Source organism: Aeromicrobium sp. P2_G6, assembly GCF_056403535.1.
In genome coordinates this window covers 1,098,165-1,113,723 of record NZ_JBFUFH010000001.1, presented here as the reverse complement: position 1 = coordinate 1,113,723, position 15,559 = coordinate 1,098,165, and the positions used below count along the sequence as shown (strand labels likewise).

Below are 15,559 nucleotides of genomic sequence, written 5' to 3'. Positions count from 1 at the left end.
GACATACCTAACGAATGGCGCTCTCAGGCGTCACGGCAACGAGGAGGGTCACAGCTCCCGGAGGATGTCCTCGACGCGTTCCTTGGCGTCACCGAACAGCATCTGCGCGTTCTCGCGGAAGAACAGCGGGTTCTGCACCCCGGCGTAGCCCGCGGCCATCGACCGCTTGAACACGACGACGTTGTCGGCTTCCCACACCTTCAGCACCGGCATGCCGGCGATCGGGCTGGACGGGTCCTCGGTCGCGGCGGGGTTGACGGTGTCGTTGGCGCCGATGACCAGCACGACGGTCGTGCCGTCGAAGTCGTCGTTGATCTCGTCCATCTCGAGCGCGATGTCGTACGGCACCTTGGCCTCGGCGAGCAGCACGTTCATGTGCCCCGGGAGGCGGCCGGCGACGGGGTGGATGCCGAAGCGCACGTCGACGTCCTTGTCGCGCAGCTTGCGGACGAGGTCGGCGACCGGATACTGCGCCTGCGCGACTGCCATGCCGTAGCCGGGAGTGATGATGACGGACTTGGCGTTCCTGAGCAGGTCGGCGGTGTCGGCAGCGTTGATCTCGCGGTAGTCGCCGTAGTCCGTGTCATCGGCGACGGCGGCCTCCATGCCGAAACCGCCGGCTATGACGGAGATGAACGAGCGGTTCATCGCCTGGCACATGATGTAGGACAGGTAGGCACCTGAGGAGCCGACGAGCGCACCGGTGACGATCAGCGCGTTGTTGTTGAGCAGGAAGCCCGATGCCGCGGCCGCCCAGCCGGAGTACGAGTTGAGCATCGACACGACGACCGGCATGTCGCCGCCGCCGATCGACGCCACGAGGTGCCAGCCGAGGGCGAGCGCGACGATCGTGACCGCGATGAGCAGGGCGAGGTTGGGGTCGACGACGAACCAGATCGTCAGCGCCGCGAAGGCGACGAGCGCGCCGATGTTGAGGTAGTTCTTGCCCGGCAGCATCAGCGGGCTGGACTTGATCCGGGCCGACAGCTTGAGGAACGCGACGATCGAGCCGGTGAACGTGACAGCACCGATGAAGACGCCGACGAACACCTCGGCGTTGTGGATGTCCTCGAGCGAGCCGGTGAGGTGGTTGTCCTCGAGGTGACCGTTCCAGCCGACGAGGACGGCGGCGAGACCGACGAACGAGTGCAGCAGCGCGATCAGCTCGGGCATGCCGGTCATCTCGACCATGCGGGCACGCCACAGGCCGATCACGGCGCCGATCGCCACCGCGACGAGCAGCAGGATGATGCCGAGTGAGTCGGACACGTCCGCCACGACGATGAACGTCGCGACCAGGGCGATCGCCATGCCGACGATGCCGTAGAGGACGCCTTGGCGGGACGACTCGTGCTTGGACAGGCCGGCGAGGCTGAGGATGAACAGCAACGCGGCGACGAGATATGCCGCGGTGGCAACGCTTTGCGAAGTCATCGCGATCAGCCTTTCGAGAACATGCTGAGCATGCGTCGGGTCACGGCGAAGCCGCCGAAGACGTTGATGCTGGCGAGCAGGATCGCGACGAACGAGAGCGTACGGATCGCGGCGTCGTCGACGGCGATCTGCTGCATCGCGCCGACGACGATGATGCCGGAGATCGCGTTCGTCACCGACATCAGTGGCGTGTGCAGCGCGTGGTGCACCTTGCCGATGACGTAGTAGCCGATGACGATCGCCAGGACCAGGACGGTGAAGTGCTCCGGCAGCGGGTCCGGGGCGTACGCGTTGACAAGGAACAGCGCCAGGACGCCGATGCCGATCAGCGTCAGCTTGCGCGACGTCGACATGGGCTGCTTCTCGGGCTTCGGCTCAATGGCGGGCTTGTCGACCACGGCGGCCGGGGCGGCCGAGACCTGCACGGGCGGTGGCGGCCAAAGCACCTCGCGGTCGCGTACGACCGTGATCGTGCGCTGCACGACGTCCTCCATGTCGAGGACGAGCTGGCCGTCCTTGCCCGGCGTGAGCAGCTTCATGAGGTTGACCAGGTTGGTGCCGTAGAGCTGCGACGCCTGCGTCGGGAGCCGGCCGGCCAGGTCGGTGTAGCCGATGATCGTCACGCCGTTGTCGGTCACGACAGCCTCGCCGGCGACCGTGCCCTCGACGTTGCCGCCGTTGGACGCAGCCATGTCGACGATGACGCTGCCGGCCTTCATGGACGCGACGTCCTTGGCGGTGATCAGCACCGGAGCGGCGCGCCCCGGGATCAGCGCCGTCGTGATGATGATGTCGACGTCGGCGGCCTGCTCCGAATAGATCTCGGCGGCTCGCCGGTCGTAGTCCTCCGAGGTCGCCTTGGCGTAGCCGTCGGTGCTCTGCTCGGTCTCGACATCGACCGGCAGGTACTCGCCACCCAGCGAGGCGACCTGATCGGCGACCTCGGCCCGCGGGTCTGTCGCACGTACGATCGCGCCCATGCTGTTGGCGGTGCCGATCGCCGCGAGGCCCGCGACGCCGACTCCGGCGACGAGCACCTTGGCCGGCGGCACCTTGCCCGCAGCGGTGATCTGGCCCGTGAAGAACCGGCCGAACACGTGCGCGGCCTCGATGACCGCGCGGTAGCCCGCGATGTTGGCCATCGAGCTCAACACGTCCATCGACTGCGCGCGGGAGATACGCGGCACGGCGTCCATCGCGAGCACCGTGATGGGGCGCTTGGCCAGGGCCGCCACGAGGTCGGGGTTGAGCGCAGGGCTGATGAGGCTGATGAGCGTCGCGCCGTCGGCGAGCTTGTCGATCTCGGCGTTCGACGGCGCATTGACCTTGAACACGATGCCGCTGCGCCACACGTCGGCGGCAGGGGCGATCACCGCACCGGCCTCGACGTACGCCTCGTCGGTGAACGATGCCTTGGCGCCGGCTCCCGACTCGACCGCCACGACATACCCGAGATCGATCAGCTGGCGTACGGTCGCGGGCGTCGCAGCGACGCGCGTCTCGCCCGGGCTCGACTCGGCAACAACCCCGATCACCGCCGCCGGCGGTCCCTCATGCTGTCCCTCGCTCATTCGGCGAACGTTATCTGTTCGCAACCTGTCGCGACCACCCCGTGAGACCCGCGTCTCATCCCTCGAGTACGCGTTGAGCGTCTCCAGCCGGAGGCCTGCCCGCGGAAACTCCCGCGGCCGGCGCCGCGGTGCGAGTACCGTCGCGGGATGAGCGACGTGGTGTCTGCCGACTCCCCCGAGCCGGAGTCTGCGACGGGTCCGACGCCACCTCGCAAGCGACGGCTGCTGCTCGTGCTCGCCGTTGCGGTGGTCTTGGTCGCTGCCGTCGGCACCGGCGTCTTTCTCATGCTCCGCGATGACGACGAGAAGCACTCGTACCCGAAGGAATGGGACCCGCGCATCAAGCCGTACGTGGAGATCGTCGAGGACGAGCGCGGCCTGGAGTTCAAGCACCCGGTGAAGGTCCGCTTCCTCGACAAGAAGGCGTTCGAGAAGACCGTGCGGACCGACAGGGACGATCTCGACGAGGACGACCGCCGGGAGATCGAGGAGGACACCTCACTCTTCCGCGCATTCGGCCTGATTTCGGGCGACGTCGACCTGTTCGAGGCGTTCAACGACGCGAGCGGGTCGGGCACCCTCGCGTACTACTCGTTCGAGGACCGCGCGATCACGGTCCGGGGAAGGAAGCTCACGCTCGCGTCGCACGCCACCTTGGTGCACGAGCTGACCCACGCGCTGCAGGACCAGAGGTTCGGCATCTCCGACCGAGCCGAGAAGCTCGCCAAGAAGGCGGCCGACGGCAAGCCGACAACCGAGGGCGAAGCCCTGCGCGCGATCGTCGAGGGTGACGCGGAGCGGGTGGCCGATCTCTACCGCGCGTCGTTGAGCACGAAGGAACAGACGGCGCTCGACAAGGCCGAGGACGCCGACACTGACGAGTCCACCGATGAGCTCAAGGGCATCCCGAAGGTCGTCCTGACGCTGATGGGGGCGCCGTATGCCCTGGGCCAGGCCGTCACCGAGACCGTCGCAGCCCAGGACGAGGACGAGGTCGACGACCTGTTCAAGAACCCGCCGCCCGACGACTCGGTCCTGCTCGATCCCCTGAAGGCGCTCGATGACATGGACGCCACGAAGGTCAAGATCCCCAAGGTCCACAGCGGGGAGAAGAAGTTCGACTCCGGACAGGTGGGGTCACTCGTCACCTATCTCATGCTGGCCGAGCGGATCCCGTTGCGGGATGCGTTGGCCGCCGCCGACACCTGGAAGGGTGATGCCTACCTCGGCTTCAAGCGCAAGGACGTCCTGTGCGCGCGTGTCGACTACGCGACCGGCTCGGACAAGAAGGCAGCCCTGCTGACGTCGGCCTTCGAGGACTGGATCTTCGCCCAGCCCGGCTCGTCGGCGACGATCTCGCGCGACGGCGACCGGGTCACGTTCGAGTCCTGCGACCCCGGCAAGGCGGCCAAGCTGGGCAACGACGCCTCCGAAAGGGCGCTCGAGCTGGTGGCGACCCGCGGCTACATCGGTGCCAGCGTCGTCCAGGCCGGCGGGGCCGCCAAGGCCGCGCAGTGCTTCTCACGCCGGATGGTCGCCGAGTTCTCGATCGCCGAGCTGAGCGACCCGGAGTTCGGCAAGGGCGACCAGGCCCTGATCAAGCGGGTCCAGGGCTACGCCCTCGGGTGCCGCTGAGCGTACGTCGCAAGTTTTGCCGGCTGCGTTTGCGGGTATGAACCCAGCGCTGGCTGCCCGACCGCGGTCGGGCACTCCACAGGGAGGTGAGCGGTATGTACATCGGCATCGGCCTCGGCACGCTGATCGTGATCATCATCATTCTCGTGCTCATCTTCTGACCTGAGATCGGACTCCATCCGCGGGTGCACCCCCTGTGGTCACCGGCGGCTGGTCCGCGTCTGGCCAAGATTCCCGCTCAGTAGTACCAGGGGTACGGGGTGAAGTCGGGGTCGCGCTTCTCGAGGAACGCGTCGCGACCCTCTTGCGCCTCGTCCGTCATGTACGCCAGCCGGGTCGTCTCGCCGAGCAGGACCTGCTGGCCGACGAGGCCGTCGTCGATGAGGTTGAAGGAGTACTTCAGCATCCGCTGCGCAGTCGGTGACTTGGCGTTGATCTTGCGGCCCCAGTCGAGCGCCTCGGCCTCGAGCTCGGCGTGCGGGACGACCTTGTTGACCATGCCCATGCGGTGCGCGTCGGCGGCGGAGTACTCGTCGCCGAGCAGGAAGATCTCGCGGGCGAACTTCTGGCCGACCTGGCGCGCGAGGTAGGCCGAGCCGTACCCGCCGTCGAACGAGCCGACATCGGCGTCGGTCTGCTTGAACCGCGCGTGCTCGGCCGAGGCGAGCGTGAGGTCGGCGACGACGTGCAGGCTGTGCCCGCCGCCGGCGGCCCAGCCGGGAACAACGGCGATGACGATCTTGGGCATGAAGCGGATCAGCCGCTGCACCTCGAGGATGTGCAACCTAGCCAGCTTGGCCTTGTCGACCGTCTCGGCCGAGTCACCCTCTGCGTACTGGTAGCCGGCCTTGCCGCGGATGCGCTGGTCACCGCCGGAGCAGAACGCCCATCCCCCGTCCTTGGGCGACGGGCCGTTGCCGGTCAGCAGGACGCAGCCGACGTCGGAGGACTGGCGGGCGTGCTCGAGGACCCGGAGGAGCTCATCGACGGTGCCCGGCCGGAACGCGTTGCGGACCTCGGGGCGGTCGAACGCGATGCGTACGGTGCCGTGGTCGGCGGCGCGGTGGTAGGTGATGTCCTCGAGCTGCTCGAAGCCGGGCACCTCGCGCCACGCGGAGGGGTCGAAGATCTCGGAGACGGTCATGACGGCGAGGGTATCGCGCGGCGAATTGCCGGTATGTGACATCGGGAGTGGCGCATTTCAGATACCGACGGTATGTTGATGCGATGGCTGACAACTTCACCGGCAAGGTCGCTCTCGTCACCGGCGCCGCCCGCGGCATCGGAGCGGGCGTCGCGCGCGGCTTCGTCGCACGCGGCGGCAAGGTCGCACTCGTGGGCCTCGAGCCCAAGCTGCTCACCGAGTTGTCCGACGAGCTCGGCGAATCCGCCGCCTGGTGGGAGGCGGACGTACGCGACTCGGCCGCCGTCGCCGCGGCGATCAACGCGGCAGCGGCGCACTTCGGCCGCATCGACTTCGTGCTCGCCAACGCCGGCATCGCCTCGTACGGGACCGTGCGGCAGATCGACGACGTGGCGTTCGAGCGCGTCGTCGACATCAACATCAACGGCGTCTTCCGCACGCTGAAGCACTCGACACCACACCTCGCGGCCACCAACGGGTACGCCCTGGTGGTCGCGTCGCTCGCGTCGTTCACCGCGCTCGCGGGCCTCGCGTCGTACAACGCCAGCAAGGCCGGTGTCGAGTCGCTTGCGCTGGCGTACAAGCAGGAGGTCGCCCACCTCGGCATCGGCGTCGGCATCTGCCACCCGTCATGGATCGACACCGACATCGTGCGAAACGCGGAGGCCGACCTGCCGTCGTTCCGCGAGGTCCGCAAGAAGCTGCCCTACCCCGCCAACAGCACGACCAGCGTCGAGGAGTGCGTCGAGCTGATCCTGCAGGGCTTCGCCAAGCGCAAGAGCCGCGTGTACGTGCCCAAGGGCGTCCTGCTCGCCAACTGGAGCAAGGCGCTGACCAACTCGCCGCTCGTGTGGCCAGTGATCAAGCGGCTGACCCGCAAGACCGTCCCGCAGATGGAGAAGGAGGTCGACGCCCTCGGCCGCTTCCACCACTCCCACGTACCGGAAACCAAGCCGAAGGACTAGTCGGCAGGCCCTACTTCTCCGGGCAAGAGAACACTTCTCCGGGCAAATTCACCCGGTGAAGTGACGGTTTACCACGTTCTCCTGGTAAACCGTCAGCGCGACTGGACGGACGCCGCGAGGGAGACCATGTGGCCAAGCCGGGCGAGCTCGGAGGCGAGGAACTCCGGACCGCCGTGACGGCCGACGACCACGACGAAGCCGTCGCCGCGTCGATCACGCGCCGGCGACGCCGCCAGCACCGTCGAGTCCCACTCCGGCACCTCCCGCAGCACCTTGGACTTGCGGATGCCGAGCCACGCGGTTGCCTCGTCGACGAGCTTGGGCGCGGTCGACGACTTCGCCATCACCTCGGCCTGGCCGTCGACCCGGTGCAGCGCCATCGCCCAGTCCGTGCGGAACGTCGCCGGGATGACCTCGACGAGGTGCTCGATGGCCTTGGTCGGGTCCTCGGTGAACCGCTCGACCGCCTCGAGATCCATGCTGAGGTTGGCGCCGGCGGTGTAGCGCGAGATCCAGTCGACCTTGACGCCTTCGAGCTGATGGCACGCGGTGATCAGGGCGTCCGGCATGACCCGGGGCGGCAGCTCGAGCAGGACGTCATCGACGACCCGGCCGTCGGAGCGGCGCTCCACGATCTCGATCGCCTCGATGTCGGCCCCGGCGCCACCGAGAGCCGTCGCAAGTGCACCCAGCGAACCGGGCACGTCGGGCAGCTCGACGCGCAGCAGGAAGGCCATATGACCATTGTCACCGGCCCACATTGCCTCAGCGTTACGCGGGTAGCGTGGTGGCGTGAATCCCTCAACCGTCCGCACTGTCTTCCGTACGATCGCGATCGCCGAGGCCGTCTCCTGGGCGCTCCTGCTGTCGGCGATGTTCTGCAAGTACGTCACCGAGTCCGAGCCGTTCGGCCTCCGCGAAGGTGGCGTGCCCGTCGCCGGCATGATCCACGGCGTCATCTTCATCGGCTTCGTCATCACGACGTTCGTGTCCCGGAGCGCCTTCGGCTGGACCGCCAAGACGTTCGTCCTGGCTCTGGCGTCGAGTATCCCGCCGTTCTTCACGGTCGTCTTCGAGACCGTCGCCGACCGCAAGGGCCTGCTCAACAAGCCTCAGCTCGTCGGCGCCACGTCGGCTCCGTAGCGCTCGACGCAGAACTCCCGCAGCCGCGACGCGAGCTCACCCAGCGTCGCCGCAGCGTGATGGTTCGGCTCCCACGCGGCGAACAGCTCGATCCGCAGGGGCCCGTCACGACCGACGATCTCCAGCGGGTGCAGGCCGAAGCGCGGATCGTCCGACACGACGGCCACCCCGCGACCCGCAGCGGCGAGCGCCTGGGCGACCTGCGGGTTGCTGCAGTCGACGACCGGACCCGGTGACACCCCAGCCCGCTCCATCGCCCGGTCGAGGATCTGCCGCGGCTTGAACGCCGGAGTCAGCGCGAGCACCGTCTCGGTCGCGAGGTCCTTCAGGCGTACGGCGTCGCGGTCATGCCACGCGTGATCGGCCCGCACGTAAGCCCACACCGGCAGCACCGCGAGTGGGGCCCGCGCCAGCCGCGCCGGTGGCGGCTCGGTCGCGATCGCGAGGTCGGCGCCGTGGCGCAGCGCGTCGTACGCCTCGCGGGGGTCCGACTCGATGACGGTCGGCATCGGGTCGTCCGGTCCGAGGGTCGCCAGGAACGGCGCGATCACATCGGTCAGCGTGGTCGTCGGCGCGGCGATCGTGATGCGCTCGAGGCGCCCTGCGGCGTACGACCGGGCGGCACTGCGTGCGCCGTCGGCCCGGCGCAGCACGTCCTGGGCGTGGGGCAGGAACTGGCGGCCGGCGGCGCTGAGCTGCAGCCGTCCCGCCGAGCGGGCGAACAGCTCGACGCCGAGCTCGGTCTCGAGCTGTCGGATCTGCCGGGAGATCGCCGGTTGAGTCACGTGCACGACCTCGGCGGCGGCGCTGACCGACCCGGTCTCGGCGACCGCCACGAAGTATCCGAGCGTACGCAGCTCCATGCCTCCAGAGCATAGCCTCGATCAGGACTGAGTATTGGACGGCATACCTCCAACCGCGCGAGAATCGACGCATGTCTGCCTCGCTCGAGCAACGCCGCAACCTCGTCACCGCCGTCCCCGGTCCGCGCTCCCAGGAGCTGATGACCCGCAAGAAGTCCGCCGTCGCGCAGGGTGTCGGCACGACCATGCCGGTCTTCGCGGTCGAGGCCGGCGGCGGCATCGTCAAGGACGTCGACGGCAACTCGTTCATCGACCTCGGCTCCGGCATCGCGGTCACGACGGTCGGCAACAGCGCCCCCCGGGTCGTCGACGCCGTGCGCGAGCAGGTCGAGGCGTTCACCCACACGTGCTTCATGATCACGCCGTACGAGGGTTACGTCGCGGTCGCGGAGGCGCTCAACCGGCTGACCCCCGGCGACCACGACAAGCGCTCGGCGCTGTTCAACTCCGGTGCCGAGGCCGTCGAGAACGCGGTCAAGATCGCCCGCGCGCACACCAAGAAGCAGGCCGTCGTGGCGTTCGACCACGCGTACCACGGGCGCACCAACCTGACGATGGCGCTGACCGCCAAGTCGATGCCCTACAAGAGCGGCTTCGGACCGTTCGCTCCCGAGGTCTACCGCGCGCCGCTGTCCTACCCCTACCGCGACGAGAAGAACGTCGACGGCGCGGCCGCAGCACGCCGGGCGATCACGTACATCGAGAAGCAGGTCGGCGCGGGCAACCTCGCCGCGGTCGTGATCGAGCCGATCCAGGGCGAGGGCGGCTTCATCGTCCCGGCCGAAGGTTTCCTGCCCGCCATCGCCGAGTGGTGCACCGCCAACAACGTGGTGTTCATCGCCGACGAGGTGCAGAGCGGCTTCGCGCGTACGGGCGAGCTGTTCGCCTGTGAGCACGACGGCGTCGTGCCGGACCTGATCGTCACCGCCAAGGGCATCGCCGGCGGGCTTCCGCTCTCCGCGGTGACCGGCCGCGCCGAGATGATGGACGCAGCCCATGTCTCCGGCCTCGGCGGCACGTACGGCGGCAACCCCATCGCGTGCGCCGCAGCCCTCGCCACGATCGAGACGATCGAGGCCGACGGTCTCGTCGAGCGCGCCCGGCAGATCGAGCGGCTGATGCTCGACCGGCTGCACCGGCTGCAGGCCGACGACGACCGCCTCGGAGACGTACGCGGTCGCGGCGCCATGATCGCCGTCGAGATCGTCAAGAGCGGCACCGACGAGCCCGACCCGCTGCTGACCAACGCCGTCGCCGCCGCGGCGCACCAGGCCGGCGTGATCGTGCTGACCTGCGGCACGTACGGCAACGTGCTCCGCTTCCTGCCGCCACTGTCGATCAGCGACGACCTGCTCAACGAGGGCCTCGACGTCGTCGCTGCCGCATTCAAGGAGAACGCATGAACAACGTCTTCATCGGCGGCCAGTGGCTGCCCGGCTCGGCCGGCGAGTTCGACGTCGAGAACCCGGCCGACCGTACGGTCATCGACCAGGTCTCCGACGGCGGCCCGGCCGAGGCGACCGCCGCGGTCGACGCTGCTGCCGCCGCGCTGCCGGCCTGGAGTGCGATGCCGCCCCGGCAGCGCTCGGAGATCCTGCGGCGCACGTACGAGCTGATGGTCCGCGACACCGACGAGCTCGCGGAGCTGATCTGCGCCGAGAACGGCAAGTCGCTGACGGACGCGCGCGGCGAGGTCACGTACGCCGCCGAGTTCTTCCGCTGGTTCGCCGAGGAGGGCGTACGCGCCGGTGGCGACTACGGCATGTCCCCTGCCGGCGGCACCCGCACCGTCGTGACCCACAAGCCCGTCGGCGTCGCGGCACTCGTGACGCCGTGGAACTTCCCGGCCGCGATGGCGACCCGCAAGATTGCTCCCGCGCTGGCCGCCGGCTGCACGGTCGTGCTCAAGCCCGCCTCCGAGACGCCACTGACCGCGTTCGCGGTGACCCGGCTGCTCGTCGAGGCAGGCGTGCCCGATGGTGTCGTCAACGTCGTGCCGACGACCGATGCCTCCGCCGTCGTCTCGACGTGGATGGCCGATGCGCGGGTCCGCAAGATCTCGTTCACCGGCTCGACCGGCATCGGCCGCGTGCTGCTCAAGCAGGCCGCGGACCGCGTCATCAACTCATCGATGGAGCTCGGCGGCAACGCACCCCTGGTGGTCACAGACGATGCCGACCTCGATGCCGCTGTCGCCGGCGCGATGATCGCGAAGTTCCGTGGCGGCGGCCAGGCCTGCACGGCGGCCAACCGCCTCTACGTCCACGCCGACGTCGCCGAGGAGTTCACCGCCAAGCTCGGCGCCGAGGTCGAGAAGCTCACGGTCGGGCCGGCAGCCGACGGTTCACAGATCGGGCCGCTGATCTCCGCCAAGGCCGTCGACGGCGTCACCGCTCTGGTCGACTCGGCGCTCGCCGCCGGCGCCCGCGTCAGCCACCGCGCGACCGTACCCGACAGCAAGGGTTTCTACTACCCGCCGACCGTGCTCGTCGACGTGCCGGCCGACGCCGACATCGTCACCAACGAGATCTTCGGACCGGTCGCACCGATCGTGACGTGGACCGACGAGGCCGAGATGCTGCGCCTGGTCAACGCTTCGGAGTTCGGCCTCGCGGCGTACGTCTTCGCCGGTGAGCTTCAGCGAGCCATGCGGATCGGCGAGGCGATCGACGCCGGCATGATCGGCATCAACCGCGGGCTAGTGTCGGATCCATCGGCACCTTTCGGTGGCATGAAGCAGAGCGGCCTCGGACGTGAGGGCGCCCGCGCCGGCCTCGAAGAGTTCACCGAGACCCAGTACCTCAGCATCGACTGGCCCTAGGTCCACCATCCAAGGAGAAGGCATGACCACCACAGCAGCACCCGCCTACCAGGTCGTCAACCCCGCGACGGGTGACGTCGTCCAGACCTTCGAGACCGCATCCGACGCCGACATCGAGCAGGCGATCACCGCGGCCACCCAGGCATACGCATCGTGGAAGGACGTGCCGATCACCGAGCGCGGCGAGATCATCAAGAAGGTCGCCGCCCTGTTCGCCGAGCGGGCCGACGAGCTCGCAGCGATCGCGAACGAGGAGATGGGCAAGCCGCTGGGCGAGGGCGTCGAGGAAGCCGAGTTCTGCGAGTCGATCTTCAAGTACTTCGCCACCGAGGGCCCGACGCTCGCCGCTGACCAGCCGATCAAGACGTTCTCGGGCGGCAAGGCCTTCGTCCAGAAGCTGCCGATCGGTCCGCTGCTCGGCATCATGCCGTGGAACTTCCCGTTCTATCAGATCGCCCGGTTCGCGGCGCCCAACCTGATGCTCGGCAACACGATCATCCTCAAGCACGCCGAGTCGGTGCCGAAGTCGGCGCTCGCGGTCGAGCAGATCATGAAGGACGCCGGGGTGCCCGAGGGCGCGTACGTCAACGTGTTCGCGTCGCACGAGCAGATCGAGACGATCATCAGCGACCCGCGCATCCAGGGCGTCTCGCTGACCGGCTCGGAGCGCGCCGGCGCAGTCGTCGCCTCGCTGGCCGGCAAGAACCTCAAGAAGTGCGTCCTCGAGCTCGGCGGGTCCGACCCGATGATCGTGCTCGACAGCGACAACCTCGACGAGGTCGTCGACAACGCCTGGGACTTCCGGATGTACAACACCGGGCAGGCCTGCAACTCCAACAAGCGGATGATCGTCATGGAGGACCTGTTCGACGACTTCGTGTCCAAGCTGACCGAGAAGGCACGTGCGCTCGACTCGTTCTCGCCGTTGTCGTCGCGCCGGGCCGCTGAGGCCGTCGCCGAGCAGGTCGACGATGCCGTGAGCAAGGGCGCCACGCTGCACGCCGGCGGCGTCCTGAGCGACGGTCCCGACGCGCACTACACGCCGGCCGTCCTGAGCGGCATCACCAAGGACATGCGGGCCTACTCCGAAGAGCTGTTCGGGCCGGTCGCGGTCGTCTACAAGGTCGGCAGCGACGAAGAGGCCCTCGAGCTGGCCAACGACACCACGTACGGTCTGGGTGGCGCCGTGTTCTCCAAGGACCCGGCCCGCGCGGAGAAGATCGCCCAGCGGCTCGAGGTCGGCATGGCCAACGTCAACACGACTGCTGGCGAAGGTGCGGAGATCCCGTTCGGCGGCGTCAAGCGCTCGGGCTTCGGCCGTGAGCTCGGTCCGCTCGGCATGGACGAGTTCGTCAACAAGCGGATGTTCTTCATCGCCGACTGACAGCTACGTCAGCAGCTCCGTGAGGGTCGTCAGGCGTTGACGTCGATGAGCGAGCGACGACTCAGCCTGAGGTAGCCCCATGCCAGGCCGAGCGCCAGGGCCAGCACGACGAGGCTCGCCAGTGCGACGGCCCAGCCGCCGTGCCGGTCGATGTCCAGGAAGTCGTACGGCACGTCGGCCCTGCGGTCGCTCGTGACGGCGTAGGACGGATTCGACACCGCCGCCCTGACCAGGGTGTATGCCAGCCACGTCAGCGGCCACACCAGGAACCACAGGGCGCTCCGGTCCAACCTGGTCCGCGGCCGGAACAGCAGGAAGCCCAGCACGGAGAGTACCGGCACGACGTAGTGGAAGATCTTGTCGTACCACCACTCGACCCCGGAGAAGTCCGTGTTGCCGGCGAGGATCGTCGCGTAGACGATGCCAGTGATCGTGATCGCCGTGAGGCCGCCGAGCCGCAGGATCCCGAACGCCGTGCCGCCACGATCCGGTCGCGCCGCGATCAGCGCGGCAGCAACCAGCACGAGAACGTTCGACTCGATCGTGAAGTAGCTGAAGAGGTTGACCAGCGAGCGGTCACGGTCGATCGACAGCGCGGTCTGCCCGACGAGCGCGAACGCCGCGAGAACCGCGATCGCGGCATGCCACACACGGGTCATGCCCAGACGATAGCGTCAGCGTGACTGGAGCGCGTCGAGCGCGACGCCCATCGCGGCGGCGACCCGCCAGTCGAGCTGCCAACCGTTGTCGAGCACCGGCACGGTCAGCTCATAGCGATCGCGCAGCGAGCGCTGGCGCTCCGACGTCAGGATGATCTGGCCATCGGGCGCGGTGAAGTCGAAGTGGAACCGCAGGAAGATCGGCAAGTCGCCGACCATGTCGATGACGCGGCGAGCGATCGCCACGCCCTGGCTGCGCTCCTGGCCCACCGCGACGAGGCCGTCGGGGGTCTGCAGGTGCCACGTCGAGCGCAGCAACGACTTGCCGAAGTCCTTGCGGAACTCGCCGATCGCATTGCCTTGCGCATCGGTGACGTCATACGTCGCCGCGAGGTCGATGCGCTTGCGGGCCTTGAAGCCGAACACCGGCTGCGTGCGCGCCTCATCGGAGTAGAACGTGACCTGCTCCTTGAACGCCATCCGCTTCTGCTGGGCCATCGCGATCAGCGGGCCCTCCACACCGTCGTCGCCGAGCGCCCGCAGCTCGTAGCGGTTGACCATCATCGTGATCTTCTGGCGCAGGGTGAAGCGTTGCGTGGCTTCGGTCATGTGCACATCCTCGCAGTGGGGTGATCGCTCATCGCAACGGGTCGAAGCTCGACAGCAGGCTCGCGGTCTCGCCCCGGGCGACCTGCGCCGCCAACAGCTTGCCGCTGAGCGGCCCCAGCGCGATGCCCCACATGCCGTGCCCGCCCGACACGAAGACCCGCGGTGACCGCGTACGCCCGATGAGCGGCAGCCCGTCCGCGGTGCACGGCCGTGAGCCGACCCACTCATCCGTGCGTGCGTCCCAGTCGACTCCGGTCAGCAACGGCTTCGCCGCGTCGATGATGGCCGCGATCCGCCGCGGGTCGAGCGGCGCCTCCGGCTTGCGGAACTCCATCATCCCGGCGACGCGGAGCCCGTCGCCGAGCGGCGTGCAGGCGACGCGCTGCGCCGGGAAGTACATCGGCGCGACCGGCATGTGCTCGGGCTGCACCGTGAAGCTGTAGCCGCGGCCGGCCTGGACGATCGTCTTGACGCCGACGTCACGTGCCAGCGAGCCGAGCCACGTGCCGGTCGCGATCACGACCGCGTCGGCGGTCAGCGGCGCACCGCCGGCAACCTCGAGGCGTACGCCTGTCGCCGACTCCTTGATGTCGCTGACCTCGACGCCGGCCCTGATCTCGGCGCCACGGCTGCGCACCGCGTCGGCGAGGGCGTTGACGAAGCGACCGGGGTTGATGAAGTGCTGGTCCCTCAGGCGTACGCCGCAGGTCACCGCATCGCCGAGTGCCGGGACGAGCGCGTGCATCGCCTCGCGGTCGAGCAGCTCGACCGGGGTCTCGACCCCGATCCCGCGTACGTGCTCGAACTCCGCTAGCAGCGTCTTCCGGTCGCCCTCGGAGGCGAACGCGGCGAGGAACGGCTCGGCCGCCTTGACCGGCTCGGCGATCCCGCCGGCGGCGATCTCGTCGAACGCGTGCATCGCCTGCCGGTTGGCCTCGGCGAAGACCGTCATGGCGGCGCGCCACCTCGGCGCAGTGCAGTGCCGGGCGAAGTCGATGAGGAACTTCAAGAGTCGCGGGTTCGCGGACAGCGGGATGTAGACCGGCGAGGAGGGCTTGAGCGTCGCCTTGATGCCGCCGGCAAGGATCGCGGGATCGGGCAGCGGGAGCGTCAGCGCCGGTGCGAGCCAGCCGGCATTGCCCCACGACGAACCCGCAGCGACTCCGGCCCGGTCGACGACCGTCACGCGTACGCCCTCGGCCTGCAGGAACCAGGCGGCCGACAGCCCCACCATGCCCGCCCCTACGACGACGACATGCTCCGGGCGCTCGCTCCGCTCGCTCATGCACCCATTGTGCGGTGCCAGCCCGACCCCCGGCTGTCGATACCCT

General features: G+C 68.6%; 14 protein-coding genes. 6 read left to right on the top strand and 8 right to left on the bottom strand.

Annotation, left to right across the window (positions count from 1 at the left end; translation table 11 throughout):
• Positions 1-48: 48 nt before the first annotated feature.
• Positions 49-1,434 (bottom strand): Re/Si-specific NAD(P)(+) transhydrogenase subunit beta, encoded by a 1,386-nt coding sequence (gene pntB / locus AC1DVU_RS05465; RefSeq protein ID WP_476921404.1) that lies wholly within the window; start codon positions 1,432-1,434, stop codon positions 49-51.
• A 5-nt stretch (positions 1,435-1,439) separates the two neighbouring features.
• Positions 1,440-3,005 (bottom strand): Re/Si-specific NAD(P)(+) transhydrogenase subunit alpha, encoded by a 1,566-nt coding sequence (locus AC1DVU_RS05460; RefSeq protein ID WP_476921403.1) that lies wholly within the window; start codon positions 3,003-3,005, stop codon positions 1,440-1,442.
• A gap of 147 nt (positions 3,006-3,152) precedes the next feature.
• Here AC1DVU_RS05460 and AC1DVU_RS05455 point away from each other — a divergent pair, with 147 nt between their 5' ends.
• Positions 3,153-4,640 carry a hypothetical protein gene (locus AC1DVU_RS05455; RefSeq protein WP_476921402.1) on the top strand — a complete coding sequence of 496 codons (1,488 nt, stop codon included), beginning with the start codon at positions 3,153-3,155 and terminating at the stop codon, positions 4,638-4,640.
• A 238-nt stretch (positions 4,641-4,878) separates the two neighbouring features.
• On the opposite strand, the gene AC1DVU_RS05450 is transcribed toward AC1DVU_RS05455, so the two are convergent.
• Complete coding sequence (locus AC1DVU_RS05450) at positions 4,879-5,784, bottom strand: 1,4-dihydroxy-2-naphthoyl-CoA synthase (RefSeq protein WP_476921401.1); 906 nt, start codon at positions 5,782-5,784, stop codon at positions 4,879-4,881.
• An 83-nt stretch (positions 5,785-5,867) separates the two neighbouring features.
• On the opposite strand from AC1DVU_RS05450, the gene AC1DVU_RS05445 reads away from it, so the two are divergent.
• Positions 5,868-6,749, top strand: a complete 882-nt coding sequence (locus AC1DVU_RS05445; RefSeq protein ID WP_476921400.1) for an SDR family oxidoreductase — start codon at positions 5,868-5,870, stop codon at positions 6,747-6,749.
• Between the two features lie 92 nt (positions 6,750-6,841).
• Here the strand turns inward: AC1DVU_RS05445 and AC1DVU_RS05440 are convergent, their stop codons facing one another.
• A complete protein-coding gene (locus tag AC1DVU_RS05440) occupies positions 6,842-7,486 on the bottom strand; it encodes an ACT domain-containing protein (RefSeq protein WP_476921399.1) in 645 nt (214 codons plus the stop codon).
• 55 nt (positions 7,487-7,541) lie between these two features.
• On the opposite strand from AC1DVU_RS05440, the gene AC1DVU_RS05435 reads away from it, so the two are divergent.
• Positions 7,542-7,892 (top strand): DUF3817 domain-containing protein, encoded by a 351-nt coding sequence (locus AC1DVU_RS05435; RefSeq protein ID WP_476921398.1) that lies wholly within the window; start codon positions 7,542-7,544, stop codon positions 7,890-7,892.
• On the opposite strand, the gene AC1DVU_RS05430 is transcribed toward AC1DVU_RS05435, so the two are convergent.
• On the bottom strand, positions 7,862-8,755 hold the full coding sequence (locus tag AC1DVU_RS05430) for a LysR family transcriptional regulator (protein ID WP_476921397.1): 894 nt from the start codon (positions 8,753-8,755) through the stop codon (positions 7,862-7,864). The genes AC1DVU_RS05435 and AC1DVU_RS05430 overlap by 31 nt on opposite strands.
• A 71-nt stretch (positions 8,756-8,826) precedes the next feature.
• Here AC1DVU_RS05430 and gabT point away from each other — a divergent pair, with 71 nt between their 5' ends.
• From gabT to AC1DVU_RS05415, 3 genes are read left to right on the top strand one after another with little or no spacing between them, the layout of a single operon-like run.
• Positions 8,827-10,158: a 4-aminobutyrate--2-oxoglutarate transaminase gene (gabT, locus tag AC1DVU_RS05425; protein WP_476921396.1), complete on the top strand. Its 1,332-nt coding sequence runs from the start codon at positions 8,827-8,829 to the stop codon at positions 10,156-10,158.
• Positions 10,155-11,576 carry an NAD-dependent succinate-semialdehyde dehydrogenase gene (locus AC1DVU_RS05420; protein ID WP_476921395.1) on the top strand — a complete coding sequence of 474 codons (1,422 nt, stop codon included), beginning with the start codon at positions 10,155-10,157 and terminating at the stop codon, positions 11,574-11,576. Before gabT ends, AC1DVU_RS05420 begins: the two co-directional genes overlap by 4 nt.
• A gap of 22 nt (positions 11,577-11,598) precedes the next feature.
• On the top strand, positions 11,599-12,960 hold the full coding sequence (locus AC1DVU_RS05415) for an NAD-dependent succinate-semialdehyde dehydrogenase (protein WP_476921394.1): 1,362 nt from the start codon (positions 11,599-11,601) through the stop codon (positions 12,958-12,960).
• Positions 12,961-12,989: 29 nt separating this feature from the next.
• Here AC1DVU_RS05415 and AC1DVU_RS05410 read toward each other — a convergent pair whose 3' ends face one another.
• Genes AC1DVU_RS05410 through AC1DVU_RS05400 form a run of 3 tightly spaced genes read right to left on the bottom strand, consistent with a single transcriptional unit; the run spans position 12,990 to position 15,513 of the window.
• Positions 12,990-13,619: a Pr6Pr family membrane protein gene (locus tag AC1DVU_RS05410; protein WP_476921393.1), complete on the bottom strand. Its 630-nt coding sequence runs from the start codon at positions 13,617-13,619 to the stop codon at positions 12,990-12,992.
• A 15-nt stretch (positions 13,620-13,634) separates the two neighbouring features.
• Complete coding sequence (locus tag AC1DVU_RS05405) at positions 13,635-14,228, bottom strand: LURP-one-related family protein (protein WP_476921392.1); 594 nt, start codon at positions 14,226-14,228, stop codon at positions 13,635-13,637.
• A gap of 28 nt (positions 14,229-14,256) precedes the next feature.
• A complete protein-coding gene (locus AC1DVU_RS05400; RefSeq protein WP_476921391.1) occupies positions 14,257-15,513 on the bottom strand; it encodes an NAD(P)/FAD-dependent oxidoreductase in 1,257 nt (418 codons plus the stop codon).
• Between the last annotated feature and the right edge of the window lie 46 nt (positions 15,514-15,559).